11 protein-coding genes and 3 pseudogenes are annotated in these 18575 nt (G+C 38.1%); 6 read left to right on the top strand and 8 right to left on the bottom strand.

Annotated features, from left to right (window positions below; all coding sequences use genetic code 11):
- The first annotated feature begins 16 nt into the window (after positions 1 to 16).
- The 6 genes from essC (at position 17) to A9C19_RS20970 (ending at position 9768) form a co-directional block, all read left to right on the top strand.
- Entirely contained in the window at positions 17 to 4495 is a 4479-nt protein-coding gene (gene essC / locus A9C19_RS20945; RefSeq protein ID WP_072581667.1) for a type VII secretion protein EssC, read from the top strand.
- Positions 4492 to 7644 (top strand): type VII secretion protein EsaA, encoded by a 3153-nt coding sequence (esaA, locus tag A9C19_RS20950; protein ID WP_072581668.1) that lies wholly within the window; start codon positions 4492 to 4494, stop codon positions 7642 to 7644. Before essC ends, esaA begins: the two co-directional genes overlap by 4 nt.
- A complete protein-coding gene (essA, locus tag A9C19_RS20955; RefSeq protein ID WP_072581669.1) occupies positions 7634 to 8125 on the top strand; it encodes a type VII secretion protein EssA in 492 nt (163 codons plus the stop codon). Before esaA ends, essA begins: the two co-directional genes overlap by 11 nt.
- A gap of 277 nt (positions 8126 to 8402) precedes the next feature.
- Positions 8403 to 8831 carry a YwqH-like family protein gene (locus A9C19_RS20960; protein WP_072578057.1) on the top strand — a complete coding sequence of 143 codons (429 nt, stop codon included), beginning with the start codon at positions 8403 to 8405 and terminating at the stop codon, positions 8829 to 8831.
- Positions 8831 to 9097: a YwqI/YxiC family protein gene (locus A9C19_RS20965; RefSeq protein WP_072578058.1), complete on the top strand. Its 267-nt coding sequence runs from the start codon at positions 8831 to 8833 to the stop codon at positions 9095 to 9097. Before A9C19_RS20960 ends, A9C19_RS20965 begins: the two co-directional genes overlap by 1 nt.
- A gap of 164 nt (positions 9098 to 9261) precedes the next feature.
- Positions 9262 to 9768 carry a hypothetical protein gene (locus tag A9C19_RS20970; protein ID WP_083584462.1) on the top strand — a complete coding sequence of 169 codons (507 nt, stop codon included), beginning with the start codon at positions 9262 to 9264 and terminating at the stop codon, positions 9766 to 9768.
- A 27-nt stretch (positions 9769 to 9795) separates the two neighbouring features.
- Here the strand turns inward: A9C19_RS20970 and A9C19_RS20975 are convergent, their stop codons facing one another.
- From A9C19_RS20975 to treC, 8 genes and pseudogenes are all read right to left on the bottom strand, one after another.
- Positions 9796 to 9990, bottom strand: coding sequence for a hypothetical protein (locus A9C19_RS20975; protein WP_072578060.1), 195 nt, complete (start codon positions 9988 to 9990; stop codon positions 9796 to 9798).
- Between the two features lie 428 nt (positions 9991 to 10418).
- Positions 10419 to 12104: a methyl-accepting chemotaxis protein gene (locus tag A9C19_RS20980; RefSeq protein WP_072578061.1), complete on the bottom strand. Its 1686-nt coding sequence runs from the start codon at positions 12102 to 12104 to the stop codon at positions 10419 to 10421.
- 410 nt (positions 12105 to 12514) lie between these two features.
- Positions 12515 to 13687 (bottom strand): beta-aspartyl-peptidase, encoded by a 1173-nt coding sequence (gene iadA, locus A9C19_RS20985; RefSeq protein ID WP_072578062.1) that lies wholly within the window; start codon positions 13685 to 13687, stop codon positions 12515 to 12517.
- A gap of 67 nt (positions 13688 to 13754) precedes the next feature.
- Positions 13755 to 14981: pseudogene (pepT, locus tag A9C19_RS20990) on the bottom strand (peptidase T).
- A gap of 71 nt (positions 14982 to 15052) precedes the next feature.
- Positions 15053 to 15355: a bacteriorhodopsin gene (locus A9C19_RS20995; RefSeq protein ID WP_145925824.1), complete on the bottom strand. Its 303-nt coding sequence runs from the start codon at positions 15353 to 15355 to the stop codon at positions 15053 to 15055.
- Positions 15286 to 15633 carry a bacteriorhodopsin gene (locus tag A9C19_RS22880; RefSeq protein WP_083584460.1) on the bottom strand — a complete coding sequence of 116 codons (348 nt, stop codon included), beginning with the start codon at positions 15631 to 15633 and terminating at the stop codon, positions 15286 to 15288. The genes A9C19_RS20995 and A9C19_RS22880 overlap by 70 nt, the downstream gene beginning before the upstream one ends.
- A 250-nt stretch (positions 15634 to 15883) precedes the next feature.
- Positions 15884 to 16596: pseudogene (treR, locus tag A9C19_RS21005) on the bottom strand (trehalose operon repressor).
- Positions 16597 to 16666: 70 nt separating this feature from the next.
- Positions 16667 to 18329, bottom strand: a pseudogene (treC, locus tag A9C19_RS21010) (alpha,alpha-phosphotrehalase).
- Between the last annotated feature and the right edge of the window lie 246 nt (positions 18330 to 18575).

Here is an 18575-nt window from a genome sequence, read left to right on the forward strand (position 1 = left end):
ACGTGGAGGTGGACCGATGAATATTCTTTGGATTTTTCATCAAGAAGCATATCAGAAATTAGAATGGAAACAAATACAAAAACAACAAGTTACAATTGGCTCGGAATTAGAACATACTGTTACCTTTCAAACCTATCCAAAAAAAGAAGAACCAATCACTATTCGTAAGGAGGAGGAGGGGTTTTCATTCCATGTGGGTTCCTCCCAAACTCGAAAGTTGGAGCCCCTCAAAGCATATAAGATCAACATTGAAAATGAGCAGTTCACCCTTTATTTAAGTCAACAAAAAGTAGAGAAGCAAATTTACTATATAGGACATCTGCCTGAACTGTCCTTCTCGACAAGGGAGGATGCACAATCCACTTTCTTTAAACAAGCAGATGAGGGGATGAAAGAACAAGGATCCTTCGATCTTTTACGACAGGGAAATGAATGGGTGCTAGAAGGATCTATGGATGAGACTGTGTTCGTAAATGGTCAGAGAGTACATGCAAAACAAAGGATTCATACCGGTGACGAAATTGTTTGGCCCTTTATGAGCATGACATTGATTGAGGATGATTTTATTCAAGTGGATAGCGTATCAACTGTTCACACCTCCCTACCTGTAACAAAACAGCCAGATTCTGAGATGAAAAAGAAGTATCCTCTTTATCGTAGGGCGCCCAGAATGGTGTATGACTTACCCGATGAAAAAGTACAGCTGTCATTTCCTGGCCAGGATACGGAGGGGTCCAATCGGAGTCTTTGGTTAATCATTATGCCGCCGCTTGTGATGCTTCTCGTCATGGGGTTAGTTGCCATTTTAGTTCCAAGAGGGATTTTTATTATTGTCTCATTAGTCATGTTTATGACGACCTTAGTGACATCAACTGTTCAGTATTTTAAAGACAGAGGAAATCAAAAGAAAGCTAAGGAGCGTCGAAAACGAATATATACAAATTATTTGCATACAAAAAGAGCCGAGCTACAACAAGTAGCAGACAAACAAAAGGATGTCCTTTTGTTTCATTTTCCTTCTTTTGAACGAATGAAGTACTTAACAAGCCAGCATTCAGACAGATTATGGGAGCGATCATTAGAGAGCCCGGATTTTCTCCAATTTCGACTTGGAACAGGAACGGTTCCAGCAAGCTACAAGATTAGTGCTACATCCTCTGATATGTCTAATCGAGAGATGGATGAATTGCTAGAGGAATCACAAAAGCTTGAAAACAGCTATCAATTCTTAGAAAACTTACCGATTACTGCAGACCTCTCTAAAGGTGCAGTTGGGCTAATTGGAAAGAATGCAGTGTTGAAAAATGAGCTCCATCAAATGATTGGACAGCTCGCATTTTTTCACAGCTACCATGATTTGCGTTTTGTCCTTTTATTTGATGAACTGGAGTATCTGGAATGGGAGTGGATGAAGTGGCTTCCGCATTTTCAGGTTCCAAATTCCTATGCGAAGGGATTTATTTATAACGAAAAAACACGGGATCAACTGCTCTATTCATTGTATGAAATGATTCGTGAACGAGATCTGGAAGAGGATAAAGAAAAGCTTCGCTTTGCTCCTCACTATGTGTTTGTTGTGACAAACCACCAGCTTATTTCAGATCACGTCATTCTAGAGTATTTAGAGGGCGAGCATCGTTATTTAGGAATATCTGTTATTTTTGCAGCGGAAGCGAAGGAAAGCTTAACAGAGAATATTCATACTCTTATCCGCTATATCAATGACGAGCAAGGAGATATTCTTATTCAGGATAAAAAGGCTGTAAAGATACCTTTTAGTTTAGATGCACATAAACGAGAAAATAACGAGGAGTTTGCGCGACTTTTAAAAACGCTAGATCATCAAATTGGAATGACAAACTCCATTCCAACTAGTGTGACTTTCCTGGAAATGATGAATGTTAAGCAAGTCGATCAGCTTCCTATTAAACAAAATTGGCTAACGCGTGAGTCGGCTAAATCGTTAGCTGTACCTATTGGTTTAAAGGGGAGAGAGGATAAAGTTGAGCTGAATTTACATGAGAAGGCACATGGACCTCATGGATTATTAGCGGGTACCACAGGTTCAGGGAAAAGTGAGCTTTTGCAAACGTACATCTTATCCCTAGCTGTTCATTTTCATCCACATGAAGTGGCCTTTTTGCTTATTGACTATAAAGGTGGAGGAATGGCACAACCTTTCAAGAAAATGCCTCATTTATTAGGAACGATCACAAATATTGAAGGAAGTAAGAATTTTAGCCTGCGTGCATTAGCATCGATTAAAAGCGAGCTGAAAAGGCGTCAGCGTTTATTTGACGAGTATCATGTTTCACATATTAATGACTATACGAAGCTATATAAGGATAAAAAAGCGAATCAGCCGTTACCACATTTGTTTTTAATATCAGATGAATTTGCGGAGCTAAAAACGGAGGAGCCTGATTTTATCCGTGAGCTTGTAAGTGCTGCCCGGATTGGACGTAGTTTAGGTGTCCATCTTATTCTTGCAACACAAAAGCCTGGTGGTGTTATTGATAACCAAATTTGGAGTAATGCACGCTTTCGTATTTCCTTAAAGGTGCAAAATGCAGAGGATAGCCGTGAAATCCTTAAAAATGGAGATGCGGCATCTATTACTCTGACAGGTAGAGGGTATTTACAGGTTGGAAATAACGAGGTATATGAGCTTTTCCAATCAGCTTGGAGTGGTGCCCCTTATCGTGAAGAGGAGACGTACGATTTAGAGGATGAAGTCGCCATTGTGACGGATCTTGGCTTAGTGCCATTATCAGAGGTTTCGACCCAAAAACAGCAACAAAAAGAAAAAATAACGGAAATCTCTTCTATTGTCCAAAGAATAGCAGAAACACAAAAAGAGATGAACGTTGAAAAGCTTCAAAGCCCGTGGCTTCCACCTCTTGAATCGAGATTGTATCTAATAAAAGAGGAGGAGCAAAAGGAAAGGTCGACGATTGTATTCGCAATGATTGACGAGCCTGAAAAGCAAAGTCAAACGAATTATCCATACCAGATCATTGAAGATGGGAACATTGGGGTGTTTGGTTCATCAGGCTATGGTAAAACAACAACTTTACTTACTTTACTTTTAGGGATAGCTAGAAGGTATTCGCCAGAAGAGATTCATTATTATTTGATGGACTTTGGAAATGGTGGATTATTGCCTCTTAAGCAGCTCCCACATACAGCAGATTATTTCTTAATCGATCAAGAACGTAAGATGGAGAAGTTCATGAATATCCTAAAAGAAGAGATTGCGAGAAGAAAGCAATTATTTCAAAAGCAAGAGGTAAGTTCGATCAAGATGTATAACGCATTAAGTGAAAAACAGCTACCTCTCCTCTATTTAGTTATTGATAATTTTGACATCGTGAAAGAAGAGATGCTAGACCTTGAACAACAGTTAAACCAGTTTGCAAGGGACGGCCAATCTCTCGGTATATACCTCATGCTCACAGCAACAAGAATTAATTCTGTACGTCAATCGTTAATGAATAATTTAAAAACGAAAATCGTCCATTATCTAATGGATCAAACAGAGGCTTATACGATGTTAGGAAGACTTGAATTTGCTCCGGAAGCAATTCCTGGCCGAGCCATTATAAAGCAGGAATCAGCCTACTTTTCACAGGTGTATCTACCTACTGAAGGGAACGATGACTTTGAGCAAATGGCGAATGTGAAGGCAGAGGTTCATGAGCTAAAAGATGTTTATGCACATGTGGATAAACCACAAGCCGTACCTATGTTACCAACAGAGCTGAATATCGTTTCTTTTGCTGCCTATTATGAAAAGAAAAAGGGATTACTTCCTATCGGGCTGGATGAAGAACAAGTCACACCTGTTTATGTGAATTTTCTTAAAGTAAAGCATTGTATCGTTCTCGGTCAGGCACAAAAAGGAAAAACGAACACACTAAAAGCATTTATCCATACGGCATTAGAGCAAGAAGTAGATCAACTCGGTGTGTTTGATTCCATCGATCGCGGTTTAGCTTCTTTCATAGGTGATAACCGCTTAGTTTATTTAGAAGGGAAAGAGCACATTGCTTCTTGGCTCGATAAGGTAGAAGAAATCATGACTGAGCGGGAAAGTATCTATCATCGTGAAATCAGTCTAGGAAACTCAGTACCTGTATTTACACCGGTGTTTCTAGTCATTGATGGATACACACGTTTTTTACAAAATCTTGATCATCTCCTTCAAGATCGCCTCGTCAAGTTTATGAAAGAGTATAGCCATCTTGGCTTTAATATGATTGTTTCAGGAAGTAACAATGAGCTAACGAAAGGATATGATCCTTTAACTCTTGAAATCAAACAAATTCGCCAGGCGGTTGTTCTTATGAAAAAATCGGAGCAAACGATCTTTACACTCACATATGATCGAAAAGAAAAAGAAATTCAACCAGGGTATGGATACTATGTTGAAAACGGTAAAGAACAAAGTATTCAAATTCCATTAGTGAATGTGGAAAGGAAGGCACATGTATGAACCAGCTAGTAACGATACTCAAACTTTTACTCGTTATTGCTCTTATTGTTGTTACCCCACTGGTTTTCTTTCAAACTATCGGAGATAATCCGTTTAAAGTTGAAAAAGCGAGTGCAGCACAAAGGATCGCCATTATTAACGAAGATATGGGAACTGAGGAGGAGGGCGAACAAATCCAATTTGGTCAGGATGTTGCAGCCATATTAAAGGAAAACTCTGCCTTTGAATACACAGTTGTCGGAAGAAGTGCAGGAGAAAACGGATTGAAAAATCAAAAGTACGATGCCGTCGTATATCTCCCGTCAAACTTTTCTGAAAATGTCATGACTTATAATGAAGAGAATCCAGTCAAAACAAATTTTGAGTATAAAGTACAAAGTCAGTTAAATAGCATTAATAAAGAAAAAGTGGTATTAGAGCTTGAAAAAGCAACGAAAAAAGTAAATCAAAAAATTTCAACGCTCTACTGGAATTATATCTCTGTTGATATGGAAACAATCCGACAGGAATTTGATGAAATTCTTCAAAAAGAAATTGCCTTTCAAGAGGCGATGAAGGCCTTCTATCAACCAAGCTCTAAAGATCTCGCTGGACAAATTGAAGAACAAAGAATGATGCTAGCAAGCTTGCAATCTTCTATTCAGAATACGAGCGAAAGAACACCGGATCAGAAATCCCTGCTTGAAGGGTATGAAAAAAGCTTAGCTAGCTTCGTAGAATTTGTTGAGCAATATAAGGAATATCAAGATAATCAACAAAAGGTACTAGCCGACATGCAAACAGAGGCCATTTTAACGGTGAATCAAGCGACTCAGGATCAACAGCCTATGTTTATGCAATCAAAGCAGCTGTTTGATGACGAAGGGAATACGTTCATTGAAAATATGAAAAAGCTTGATACTCAAATGTTTAACCAAACGCAAACCTTTGGGCAGCTACAAGAGCAAAGGTATAGCCTTGTGAGTAAACAATTAAGTGAATATGAAACCCATCAGAAAAAGGTGTTGGATTTTTACCAACAATTAAAGGATTCTACTGTATTAAACAACGTGGAAGCAAAGCTTGCTGAGTATAGTGAGTCATTAAGTGAAGCACCAGAAGAGCCAGAAGAAGAAGCTCCAAAAGAGGAGAAGGAAAAGAAAAACCAGACAAAAGCAACATTACTTGCAGCAGACACTGGTCAAGAAGGTTCTCCTGAAGAATCTCAAGAAGAGGAACAACCGGAGGATACGGATATACCTTCTGGAGATGACACCGAGGAAGAACAACCAAAAAATCCAGAAGAAGAGCCCTCAGAGCCACCAACGAATCCAGATACACCAGAGGATACAGGCTTTGTAAATTTAGAGGCCGAAAGAAACGAGCTTTCTGCGATTATTGAAGAGATTAATAAACTAAAGGAAACCCTATCAACCAATACAGACCAAAATTCAGAGGAATACCTTTCCGCTTTAGAAGGGTTAGGGAGTGTGCAAGATCGAATTGCAGTTGTAGCAGAATCATTACGTGATAAGGAAAGCGGTGGTACTAATCCGCTTCAAGAAAAACTAGAAGAATTACAAGAGCTACTTACTACAACGAGTGAAAAAGTAGCAGGTTTAGAGCTTGATAAGCAAAATCTAGAAGACCTGCGTGATACTCTTATTGAAGAAAAAAATGATTTAATCAAGGAAAAGAATCTACTAACCGAGGAAAAAGAAGCATTACAACAGCTCTATGATGACCTCTTTACTCAAGCTACTAAACTAGAGGAAGAGCTGAATCTATACAAGGATTATGAGGCAAATATAAAAGAAGAAATCGAGAGAAAAGAACAAAGTATCTTAGCGTCTAAAGCCTTATCTGAAACACGGAAAACAAGAGTGAACGAATTCTTTTCCAAGGAAATAAAGAGCAAAGATTTACTCGATATGATGTTCTATTATTCCTACCTAGACCGATACGAGGCCACGTTAATAAGCATGGCTTCAATTGATCAGGCAAAAATAGATACCTTAACAAATGAAGCTTTACAGCAGGAAGCGAATAAGATTGTTGAAATTAAGGATGATGAGGACGTTGTCTGGACAAAATTGAGTGAAGACTTACCGTCCACTAAGGATGCACTTAATACAATGGAGGATCAATTCACCCTGTTTATGGCTGAATATGAAACGAGTGTAAACGAAAACCAGGATATTTTAGTGAAGAGCCTTGAGGGGATTCAAGAGGATGCTCAAAATATTCTTACTCAAATTCAACAGCCTGAATTAAAGCTTTCTCAAGCACCACCGACTTCAAGTGTTGAAGGGCAGCAAATGGTTTCAGGATCTGAGCAAATAACGGAACAAATGGACTCTATGCATACGTGGCTGGAATCTGTTCAAGAAAGTCAGAGTGGAATCATCGATTATACAAATGAGCTCCAAGGGAGAATAAGCGATGTTCAAGCGGATGCGGATAAACTCAACTCCAAATGGGCGTCAAACGTTGCCTCAACAGAACTCATTCGTGACGATGTATTTAGTGTGTTAGGAAATACATTTGTTGATGGGCAGTCAAATGGATATGTGTATGACTTCTTAACAAATCCATTAAAGGTAAGTGGAGACATACCGGAAGAAACGAAGAGCACAACCGTTCAAAATATTCCGCCTGTTGTGGTGTTATTCATCGTATTAGTTTGTAGCCTTTTAGTTGGCTATACAAGCTATTATTTCCAACAACCACCAGCGTGGATTCAAGCAGTCCTATTCACCTTGTTAAATCTAATAGTAGGCTTTGTTATCAGCTTATTCGGTCTTGAGATTTATCCATTAAGAGAAGAAAGTGCAGTGGAATGGACAGTGTTTACGATCTTATTACTCACTGTGGGATCGGCTCTTGTAAGAGTCGCGCTTTCGGTCCATTTATTAGCGGGTGCATTTATTACAGTTGGCTTAGTGATATTCTATGTCACACCTTTACTTGCCTTAACAACACCAAACTTCAGCTTCCAAGATCCAATGTCGAAGGTGTATATGAGTATCCAATATGGAACAGAATCCTTATTTACACAGGCGATAGTTGTTCTTGGCTTACTATTAGTAGGGTTGGGTGCATTACAGTATTTTATTGGTAGATCAAAAATGCTACAGGTTGAGAAAGGTCAAGAAGCATATGAAGCGTAGGCATCTAGTGAAAGTTTTCTTGTGTCTGGTGATCCTGACACTTTATCACCTTGCCGAAACAACGCAGGTATATGGGGAAACGACAATAGATGAGCTTGAACCAAATGATTATCAAAAAAACAAAGGGAATAAAGAATATAAGCTAAATCAGCAACAAAGCAATCAACGATCTTCCATTCCAGAGGAACAAAAAACACTAACCTTTGAGGGGGAAAAGGTATCGAATGATGATCAGGTTCTACAGAGTCTTTTCTCAAGTGAAGTGAAAAATAGTAACACAATTAAAGCAAAAGCTGAAGGTTTAGGACTATTTTCTTCCGAAGAGAAGGTGGCACAAAGTAGTGTTGAAGACTCAGTCACATCTAAAGGATCACCTTTAACCCTGCTTATCATCGTGCTTGGTTCAATTTGTATGTTGTTACTAATTGTGATTTTAGTTGTTTGGGGAAAATCATTGAAGCAAGAGGTTCAAAAAAGATAGGTCGTGTGTTGATGGTTTAGGAGGGGATAATGGTAGATGTATTTCCTCCTTTTCTCTATTTTAATAAAGGCAGTTTTCTCTTAGCTTGTTGCTTTCCTAAAATATCCGAAGTGTAAAGATCTTGCCCCTAGGAACAAGATTTTTCTCTCTGTAAAGTAAGAGCAGCTTTTTTCTTACATACCTTGGTATTAGCTGGGAGTGCTGACGGTATTCTTTGAATGATTACTATACAGAAACAAAGACTAAGAAAAAGAGCCTACATAAATGAGGTGAGAATATGAGTTTGGCGGATTCCCTTTTTAGTATTCAAAAAACAATTTCGAATCGATCAAATCAAGTAGATGAAAAGATTGAAAGATTAACAAAAGCGAAAAATGATCTTCTAGATGAACAGCAGCTTTTTCTAAAAGAAATCAAAACGATTAAGGAACCTGATCTAGGCAATGAATGGCAAGGACAGCGAGCAACTGATTATGATGAGGAACGTGAGGACGCATATATTATCTTAAAGGACATCGGACAAAATGACTTTGAAGATTATCAGCAAAAGATTGAAAATAAGATCAATAGTTTAGAAATGGATCGAGCTCTTCTTAATGTGACGAGTGCCCTTGCATTTGAGGCTGGAAGACTAGTTGATCGTGGTGAGGATGCGGTGGAAGAGCTATCTGACCGAATTAGTGAATTAAGAAGGCGGTTATTCTAATGGTGACGATTAAACTAAATTATGGAACGGTAGTGAAGGAGCTTAATGAGGCAAAATCAGCCCTGCAATCCATTAATCTACGATCGCCAAGTTTAAAGGAGATGGGGAAAAACAAACTAGACTACACAAGCTATTTTCTTGAAAGAGAAGCACAAATCCACCAACTACTTTCGGAATATGTCTCCATAGTAGAGAAAAACATTGATGACACAAAGGTAAATGTACGATCATTAAAAGAACAAGATGAAGCTATTACGAGATGGTAAGGCGAATCATCACTTTACTTATCAAAAGAGAAGAATCCTTATTGTATTAGATACTAGTCAGAACAACTGGGGGCACAATTCATAGATGGATTGTTGTCCCCTTTTTCATCATCTAATAATGTGTAAGTAATGATAATGAATGGAGGAAAAGGATGAAATTTTTAATGAACTTTGGAGATACAAACTTTATTGGAGTAGCAAACGCTAGTGAATACAAAGCATTCGTAGGAGAAGATTGGGAATTAGATAGTCTCTTACGACATTTCGGAGACGAGATGAAGTGTGGACATATTTTGGTTTTTCAAATGACTGAAGAAGGCATTGAACATTCCTGGAGAGTAGAAGTTAAAATAGGTACGGCAGAAATAGCTGATCCATGCTTTAGGAAAGCAGTAGGGTACTTGGAAGTAACGGAGAACCAACTATATTTAGTGGATTATGATTGCCTTACAATGGCTGCTCAGTTTAAAAATCACAATGTACCTAATCGCAATTGCTCTATAAATAAAATCAAAATAGATAACGGTACATATAAGGTTGAAGTAGTTCAATATTATAACGTAGATAAAGATGAGTATATTGGGAGATCTGATACAGACGTTTTACTACATTTCATAAAGGGAGCAGCCAGCTTACCGATAGCAGATCGTGTATTTTGGTGTACAAATTAAGTGAATAGGCTGTTTTCACATAGATTGTTAGTTTCTATGCCTCTTACTATCTAGTTTGCTCACTTCAATAATTAAACAAATTAACAGACCTGAGAATACTCCGAAATAAGTAGAATAGACTAATGAACTATCCGGTGCGTTAACTGCACTCGCAATAAACAAACAACTTATAAAGCCCATCATTCCACCGGCAATAATCGCTACTACTATTCTAATAAGCATAAAAAAAATCCTCCCCAAGTTTATCAATATTTTTTGTTCTGTTAGTTTAAGCACTTTTCTTCACAGTTACAGTTTTGACATCTATTTTAACATAAAATTACAATTGTTGCGTTGACACAGCAATTGTCACAATGTTACAAGGTGCAATTTCGAATGATATTTCGAGTGTTTAGATCCAATAAACATGAATATATAAAGAAAAAACAACAGACTAAATCATATGCGATTTAGTCTGTTTATTAGTGTGCTATTTTAAATGGTTCTCCACTGAAATGGACCTACTTACATGATAAGGAAGGGCTTTTAGTGCCAAAAAGAGTTAATTAATAAGAGGAATAAGGATAAGCCAAAATGGAAAAGAAGGCAGAGAACACCTTCATTCCAATTTGCTTTATTTCCCCTAGAATTAATAAGGACCTGCGATGCTTTTAAAATTTAAAGCGGTTGACGATCTTCTGTAATTCTTCAGCTAAATGTGAGAGCGAGAAGGCTGCATCAGATATCTCTTCTAGAGAGCCTAATTGTTCTTGTGTAGCTATAGCGATAGCTTCAGAGCTAGAAGATGTTTCTTTCGTTCCTACTTCAAGAGTTGAAAGGGTATATTGAATACCTTCAACACCAGAAGTTAATTGTTGTGTTGCAGAAGCCACCTCTTGAATTTGGGAGGCTACTTGTCCGATTAGACTTAATATCTCACTAAATTGATGGTTCGTATCAGTCACTAAGTTCATACCTAAATGGACATTTTGCTGAACGTTTTTAATATTATTTTCCGTATCCTTCGAGTCAGTTTCAATTGTGGAAACTAATCGTTTAATATGACCGGCAGATTTGTTTGTTTCGTCAGCCAGCTTTCGAACTTCTTCTGCTACTACGGCAAAGCCTTTTCCATATTCTCCTGCCCGAGCAGCTTCAATGGCTGCGTTCAATGCAAGCAGATTTGTTTGTTCTGAAATAGTACTAATTAGAGAAGTGATATCACTAATCTCAGTTGTACTGTTTACTAATGATTCTAATCCAGTACCAGCTTCGTGAACAGATTGACTAATTAATGTCATTTGATTTGCCATCTTATTTAAAGTAGAGGCACCCATTTCTGCCTTATCTCTCATAAAAGAGGAATTCTCTGCAATATTGCTCGTATTAACCGTCACTTCGGATAGGTTGTCTAGTATCTCATTAATTGATTTTGAACTTTCTTCTGTCAGAGAACTTTGAGTTGTACTCGCTAAGGCAATGTCCTTCATTGAGTTAGATACATGATTAGATGTCATTTTAGATTGTTCAGCACTTGCCGATAATTCTTCGGAAGAAGCAGCGACTTGCTCCGATGAGTCGCTTATTTGTCTGACGATACTTCCTAGTGAATGAATAAAAGTATTAAATGATCTAGCGAGCTGACTAAATTCATCTTTCCCCTTAATTGTAATCGTTTGGGTCAGATCTGCTTCTCCTTGTGCAATATCTTCAAGTTGTCTATTTAAGCTTTTAAGAGACCCTAAGGTAGATCTTAGAAGGAGTGTGCTGAACAAAATGCTTACTATAATTGTAGTTGTTGTTACGATTAGGATGAACCATTTACTGATGGTTGCAGATTTTTTAATATCTGCTTTTAAGCTCTCAACATCCTTATCTAATTGATCAACTACTTCATTTACGGACGGATCCAGTACATCCTTTCTTAGTGTTCTCTCTTCACCAAAGTGCATGGATTTAGCCAGGTCGGGACTTGTGGAAAATTGAGATACCACTTCCTGATTCAAGCTCCAATATTCTGTGAAGTTTTTTTGGATGTCCTCGACATTCGATCTATATTTTTGGTTATGGATGAGGGACTTCAATTGCTCTAAAGTAGTGAAAATATCTTCTGCTTTTTCTTTCATTCCCTCAGTAAACTCTTTTTCCCCAGTGATGATAAAAGCTCTTTCATCATTTGATAATCCCGCTAACCTGTATTGGATATGTTTAATTTTATTTTGAACCTCCATTTTATCTGTTAAAAGCTCATCCTTTTTGACAGTAGAGGAGTTAATGAAAATAGATAAGCCTCCAATTAGCAATAATGAAAAAATTAAAATGGAGATAATACCTAAAAGTTTTGTTCTCATCTTCACGTGTGCATTTTCCTTTCATTGTTACATTTTTAAGAAAATAAAGGCTAATGAACCTTTCATATAAAAATTTTTTAAGGTCGATTTATATGTCTGTACTATATATCGACAAATTTAGACAAATTATAAGGGGACTTTTATTAGTTTAGAAAACTGTTGATACATGAGGTGGATAAATCTTACCTAAGAGGCATACAGCCTACCATTAATCTATTAAAGCTAAAGCGTGGGTGAAAAGGTCTTACGTGATATGCTACTAGAAAAAGGCATGTAAAAACGCACAGACATGATAACCTGTGCGTTACGTGATTTATTGATTTCTATTTGTTGCTAAAGTTGAATTGCTACTAGCGTAATCCTTAGTTAATGAAAGGCTAGCTGGGACAAGTATGCTTTGTTTTTGACAATCTCTTCTATTCAAACGTTCCTTTCACAATCGCTTCACCATTTTCAACCATTTGTTTTCCTCTAGCCCATACGGATTGTATCGTTAGCTGCTCGTCTAATAAAACGAGATCTGCGTCTTTTCCTATCTTGATTTCACCCTTTTGCTGAAGCTTGAGAATCCTAGCAGGGTTACTTGTTATTACTTTAAGTGCGGTTGATAGGTCGATGTTTTCCTGTTGAACAGCTTGTTTTACTTCTTGGAAGAGAGTACTAACGTTCCCGATTTTGAGACCAATCATTTCACCGTGCTGATCAAAGTCTGGTAGGCTTGCTTGACCGTCTGAAGTGAAGGTGATTTGTTCGATTGGGACACTGGCTTCAAGCATGCGTTTTAATCCCGTACTACATTTTACTTCGCCTTCTTCTAGAAATTTAGGAATCGTACTAGTCGTGAAATCAACCCAGCCACCTTGGAGAGCGTATTGAATGCCAGCTTCAAAGAGGTGTGGATTTCGATTAATATGTGTAGGATAAAACTGACGAATAGGGAGATCAGTTGATGAGACAACATCTAATAGTAAATCCAAGTGTTGAAGACTGTCACCAACGTGAATATTTACAATTCCTGCTTTACCTGATAACATTCCACCAATTCGTGCAGCTGAGGCAAGCTTTGCAATTTCTTCAACAGTTGGTTGAGAAGATCGGTGGTCACTTATGGCGATCTCGCCAACTCCGATAATCTTATCAATAAGTATTAGATCGTCTTCAATTTTACCTGTAAGTGTTTTAACTGGTACTTGGTAGGAGCCCGTATGGACGTAGCAGGTGATGCCTTCCTCCTCGAGCGCCCTTGCTTTTGCTAAGAGATTGGGCATTGTGCGCGTAGTGCCATCTGTACCTATAACGCCGACAAGTGTTGTTATACCTGCAGTTGTAGCCTGCGATAATTGTATTTCGGGGGTGCGCGTCTTGTAACTACCTTCGCCACCACCACCCGTGATATGAACATGTGAATCAATAAACCCAGGTACCACCTTTAAACCACTAGCATCAATGACCTTCATATTAACAAATGAAGATGGCAAAAGAGTAATTTCATCTTCAATAAAGCCGATTTTATCATGTGTGAGGAGAAGATCCTTCTTCCCTATATAATCCGGTGCATAAACCTCACCGTTTTTAATGAGAGTTAACATATTGAGATTCTCCTTTTAAGGTGCCAGTCCCCCAGTGCGTTAAAGCGCTGGGGGACTGGCACCACTATTAGCTTTGTTCGAATAGCTTGCAGATTTCGACGATCGTTTGGGTGCTTTTTTCCATGTTTTCAATTGAGATAAATTCAAATTTACCGTGGAAGTTTTCGCCACCCGTAAAGACATTCGGTGTTGGAAGTCCCATATAAGATAGCTGTGATCCGTCTGTACCGCCACGAATAGGTTCTACGATTGGCTCAATTCCAAGGTTCTCCATCGCTTGATGTGCGACATCCACGATGTATTTAACGGGTTCAATTTTATCTCTCATATTGTAATATTGATCATTTAGTTCCAATATGATGGCTTCTTCGCCGTAAACACCTTTAAATTCGGCAACGAGTTCAGTTAGTTTCGCCTTTCTCTCCTCGAATGCATCTTTATCGTGATCACGAATGATATAGTGGACTTTTGTTTCTTCTACGTCACCCTCTATTGAAATGAGATGGAAGAAACCTTCGTAGCCCTCTGTAAATTCAGGAGCCTCCATAGCAGGTAATTTACTTTGGAAAGCCATCGCAATTTTAGCGGAGTTCACCATTTTTGCTTTAGCTGTACCTGGGTGAACATTATTTCCTTTGAATGTAATTTTCGCGGCTGCTGCGTTAAAGCTTTCATATTGAAGCTCCCCTAAAGGACCACCATCAATTGTGTAAGCAAAGTTAGCGCCAAAAGCCTTTACATCAAATTTATGTGGACCACGGCCGATTTCTTCATCAGGTGTGAACGCAACACGGATCTTCCCATGCTTAATGTCAGGATTAGAGATCAGGTATTGCATGGCTGTCATAATTTCGGCAATGCCGGCCTTATTGTCTGCACCCAATAATGTCGTACCATCCGTTGTCATTAATGTGTGACCTTCGTAATTTTTTAGGCTTGGAATTGGGAAGGAGACATAATGACCTGTAAAGCTTCATTTAGGACAATGTCTTTCCCGTCATAATGTTGGACTAGCTGAGGACTGACATTTTTTCCTGTGAAATCCGTTGCCGTATCAACATGTGCTAAAAATCCAATTGTCGGGACTTCCTTATCTGTGTTTGAAGAAGCGTTGCCATCACATAGCCATTTTCATCAATTGTGACCTCCGACATTCCGATTTCCTTCAGTTCCTCTACAAGCATATTGGCTAATGTTAATTGACCAGGTGTTGATGGCACACCTCATTTTGTTCGTTTGATTGTGTATCAACCTTCACATAACGCGTTAATCTTGTTATTAAATCCTGTTTCATATGTATTCCCTTCCTTATAGTAGGATAGCTTTATCATATCATTTTCAATAAAAAAATGCCCTGTGAACTAATCACAAGGCTCTTCCTTTTTCTAAATGTCGTAATCCATTTAAATCTAGAATGCTAAATCCAACCTTTGAGAAAATAGGTAAGAAGATAAACGCGATTAACTCGGTTGTTGCTTGTGCTAATCCTAAACCAGATGGACCCAGTAGCCAAACGGTAGGATAGCTAATCCAAAACACCGTTAAGTACGCAGCGGTACGCGTATAATGACTAGATAACTGCTTTCCACCTCGGACCGCTATTTTCGTAGTGGATACCATATGATATAAAGAATAATAAACAAAGCGACAACTCCAAGGAGATACCAAATATACTTGATGTTTTCACTTGAAAAGTCGGCTATAAGTCCCGTTAAAATCATAAATACATCAGCAAACACTAGAGATATAATTAACGTTTTATTTTTCTTCTCAAAAAACATAGCAGTAAATGCTAGAGCAATAAGCAGCATAGGCGTTGTCACGACCCAATCAATGTATCTTGCAAAATAAATGGTTTTCTCTGGTTTTTCTAATAAACCTTGTCCTAAAGCGATGGATAAATAGGCAGCTCCAGACCAGAGTGGTATTAAGGTCGCTACTAAAATTCATATTTAGGCACACCTTCCGTTTTTTTACTAATCGTATAAAAATAAAAGCACCCGAAAGCATAACGAAAACGTAAAAATAGTGAAGAGTAACACTTAAATCATTCAAAAACCCACCTCTAACAATGTTTTATACGTTAAGCTATGTCCAATTAGAGCCTATGTTAATCACTGTGGTGGTTATTAGATTCAATAATCCCTAAAAAATTCATAAACAAAAAGCATGAAGGCTACCCTCCATACTTTTTGTTTATACACCCCGTCTCGCAAAATCGACAAATCGGAATTTATCTAAGCGATGGCGAGATTCTGTATATTGAAACAAACTAGCGTTTTCTAAGTAAACATAATTCTTAACGACGACAATATGGGAAAAACCTTCTAAGTCAAGTATTCGCGTCCTCATTCGTGCAATCCTCGACAACGATTTCCTTCTTCGCAAAGCTAATGGAAAGCTTTAATTGCTTTTCAAGGTATTCATAAATGGAGCTCTCACAGATTTGTGTGGTTAGCATAGGAACGTATTTTTTGAGGAAATAGTCTTTATCTAGAATGACATTCTCAACGCCAATTTTTCTTGATCGAACAACCTTCCAAACCTCGTCCTTGCTAGAAGCTTGAAGCTGTTGCTTAATAAAGGGCTCTGGTTGATTAAGCCAAGATTATGAACTGTCGTTATCGGCTGCATATTCAAATTGTTTGAAACCTCTTAAAGCTGACAAGTCCTGAAATAGGAAAACTCATCTTCTGTACATCAAGAACAATAGAGCCTTTGCCACGAATTTTTTGGATAAACCCGTTTTGACTCAATAGATTTAACGCTTTACGGATGGTCTCCCGACTTGTTTCGTATCGTTCTGCGAGTTCATTCTCTGAAGGAAGGACCTCGCCTGCTTTTATTTCCCCGTGCTTTATTTTATCTGACCACTCTTTTAAAATATTCATATATTTATTCGTTCGCATCATCATCACCGACTTAATTTTACCATGAACGATGTATCGGTGCATAAGGTGCTTTTACAAGTAGGTCTTGTTATTTTTTCATATAGTACACAATAGATTCGTACGGTCTAAGTTCTATTTTTTCACTAGTAGTTGAAGAGTCAGCATAATTTGATAATAAAATTTCACGAGATAACCCTGCCATAGTTATTTCTTTTGGTAGTTCAAACATCGTTTTTTCTTCATAAAAATTATTGACAACGACTAGCATTTCGTGATCAGTTTCCCTTACATAGGCAAAGATTTGCTCATGATTAGGCAGTAGAAGCTGATAGCTGCCATCTGTTATCACATCATATGTTTTTCTTAATGAAATCAATTTTGGTAGTGATAGAAAATGGAGCTTTCGTCACTTAAAGCCTTCTTTGCATTTATCTCTTTATAGTTGTTAGCGACTGAAATCCAAGGTGTCCCATTTGTAAATCCTGCATGATTCGTTTCATCCATTTGCACAGGTGTCCTTGAGTTGTCACGAGATTTTCTTTTTAAAATGTCAAGAATGTCTTGTTCAGAGTATCCTTTTTCTTTCAAAATGGTATACATATTTAGGCTTTCAACATCTCTGTAATCATGAATAGAATCGAATTTCGGGTCTGTCATTCCAAATTCTTCTCCTTGATAGATATAAGGAGTCCCCTGCATCATATGAATCGTGGTTGCAAGCATTTTTGCTGATTCGTTATGGTAGTTTCCGTCATTTCCGTATCGAGAAACAACTCTTGGTTGATCGTGATTACACAAAATAATGCATTCCAACCATTGCCTTCGTTCATGCCAATTTGCCATGTTGAAAGAATCTTTTTAAGAGCCTTAAAGTCCATGTCACCAATCGCCCATTTTTCACCGTTTGGATAATCGACTTTTAAGTGGTGGAAATTGAATGTCATGCTTAACTCTTGACGCTCAGGATTAGAATACTGGATGCAATGATCAATCGTGGTAGAGGACATTTCACCTACCGTCATACTATCGTATTTTGAAAAGACCTTCTGATTCATTTCGTGCATAAACTCATGTACACGAGGACCGTCTGTATAAAATTTACGTCCATCACCAGGTGCAACAGAACCGTCATCGTCAGGGAAGCTTTGGTCTTTAGAGATTAAGTTAATTACATCAAGTCGGAAGCCATCGACCTTTTTGGAACCAAAAGTCCATCATGCTATAAACCTCTTGACGTAATTCGTCATTTTCCCAATTCAAATCTGCTTGAGTTACATCAAATAGGTGAAGATAATATTGACCAGTCGTTTCATCGAGCTTCCATGCTGAACCGCCAAACTTAGATTGCCAGTTTGTTGCTTCATCTCTCCAAATGTAGTAATCACGATATTTATTATCCTTAGAGGAAGACGCCTGCTAAACCATTCATGCTCTGTTGAAGTATGATTTACAACAATATCCATAATGATCTTAATATGGCGCTTATGAGCTTCCTCTACTAGCTGATCAAAATCCTCAATAGATCCGTATTCTTCATGAATAGAGAAATAATCGCTAATATCATAGCCGTTATCACGCTGAGGAGATTGATAGATAGGCGTTAACCAAATAACATCTACACCCAGCTTCTCTAAGTAATCAAGCTTTTCGATGATTCCTTGAAGATCGCCAACACCATTTCCTTGTGTATCATTAAAGCTCTTTGGATATATTTGATAGACGACTGATTTTTTCCACCAAGGTTGTTCCATATCTAGCACCACCATGTAAGTATTTTTTTTCCGAGGTAAAAGGAAGAGACGATACCATCAGGAAACTTGTACTTGTTACTCCTGATGGTATCGTGATTGGTTTATATCATTTGTTTTGTGTTCTTTCGCTATGCCGCGTCGCTTTTGCTGGGTCGCGCGAAGTTTGTCAGGTTTTCCCGAATCGCGGATAGAGCTCGGAAAATCGCGGATAGGGCCCGGGAAACCGCGGATAGAACTCGGAAAATC

The organism is Bacillus weihaiensis, assembly GCF_001889165.1.
Classification (GTDB): Bacteria; Bacillota; Bacilli; order Bacillales; family Bacillaceae; genus Metabacillus; species Metabacillus weihaiensis.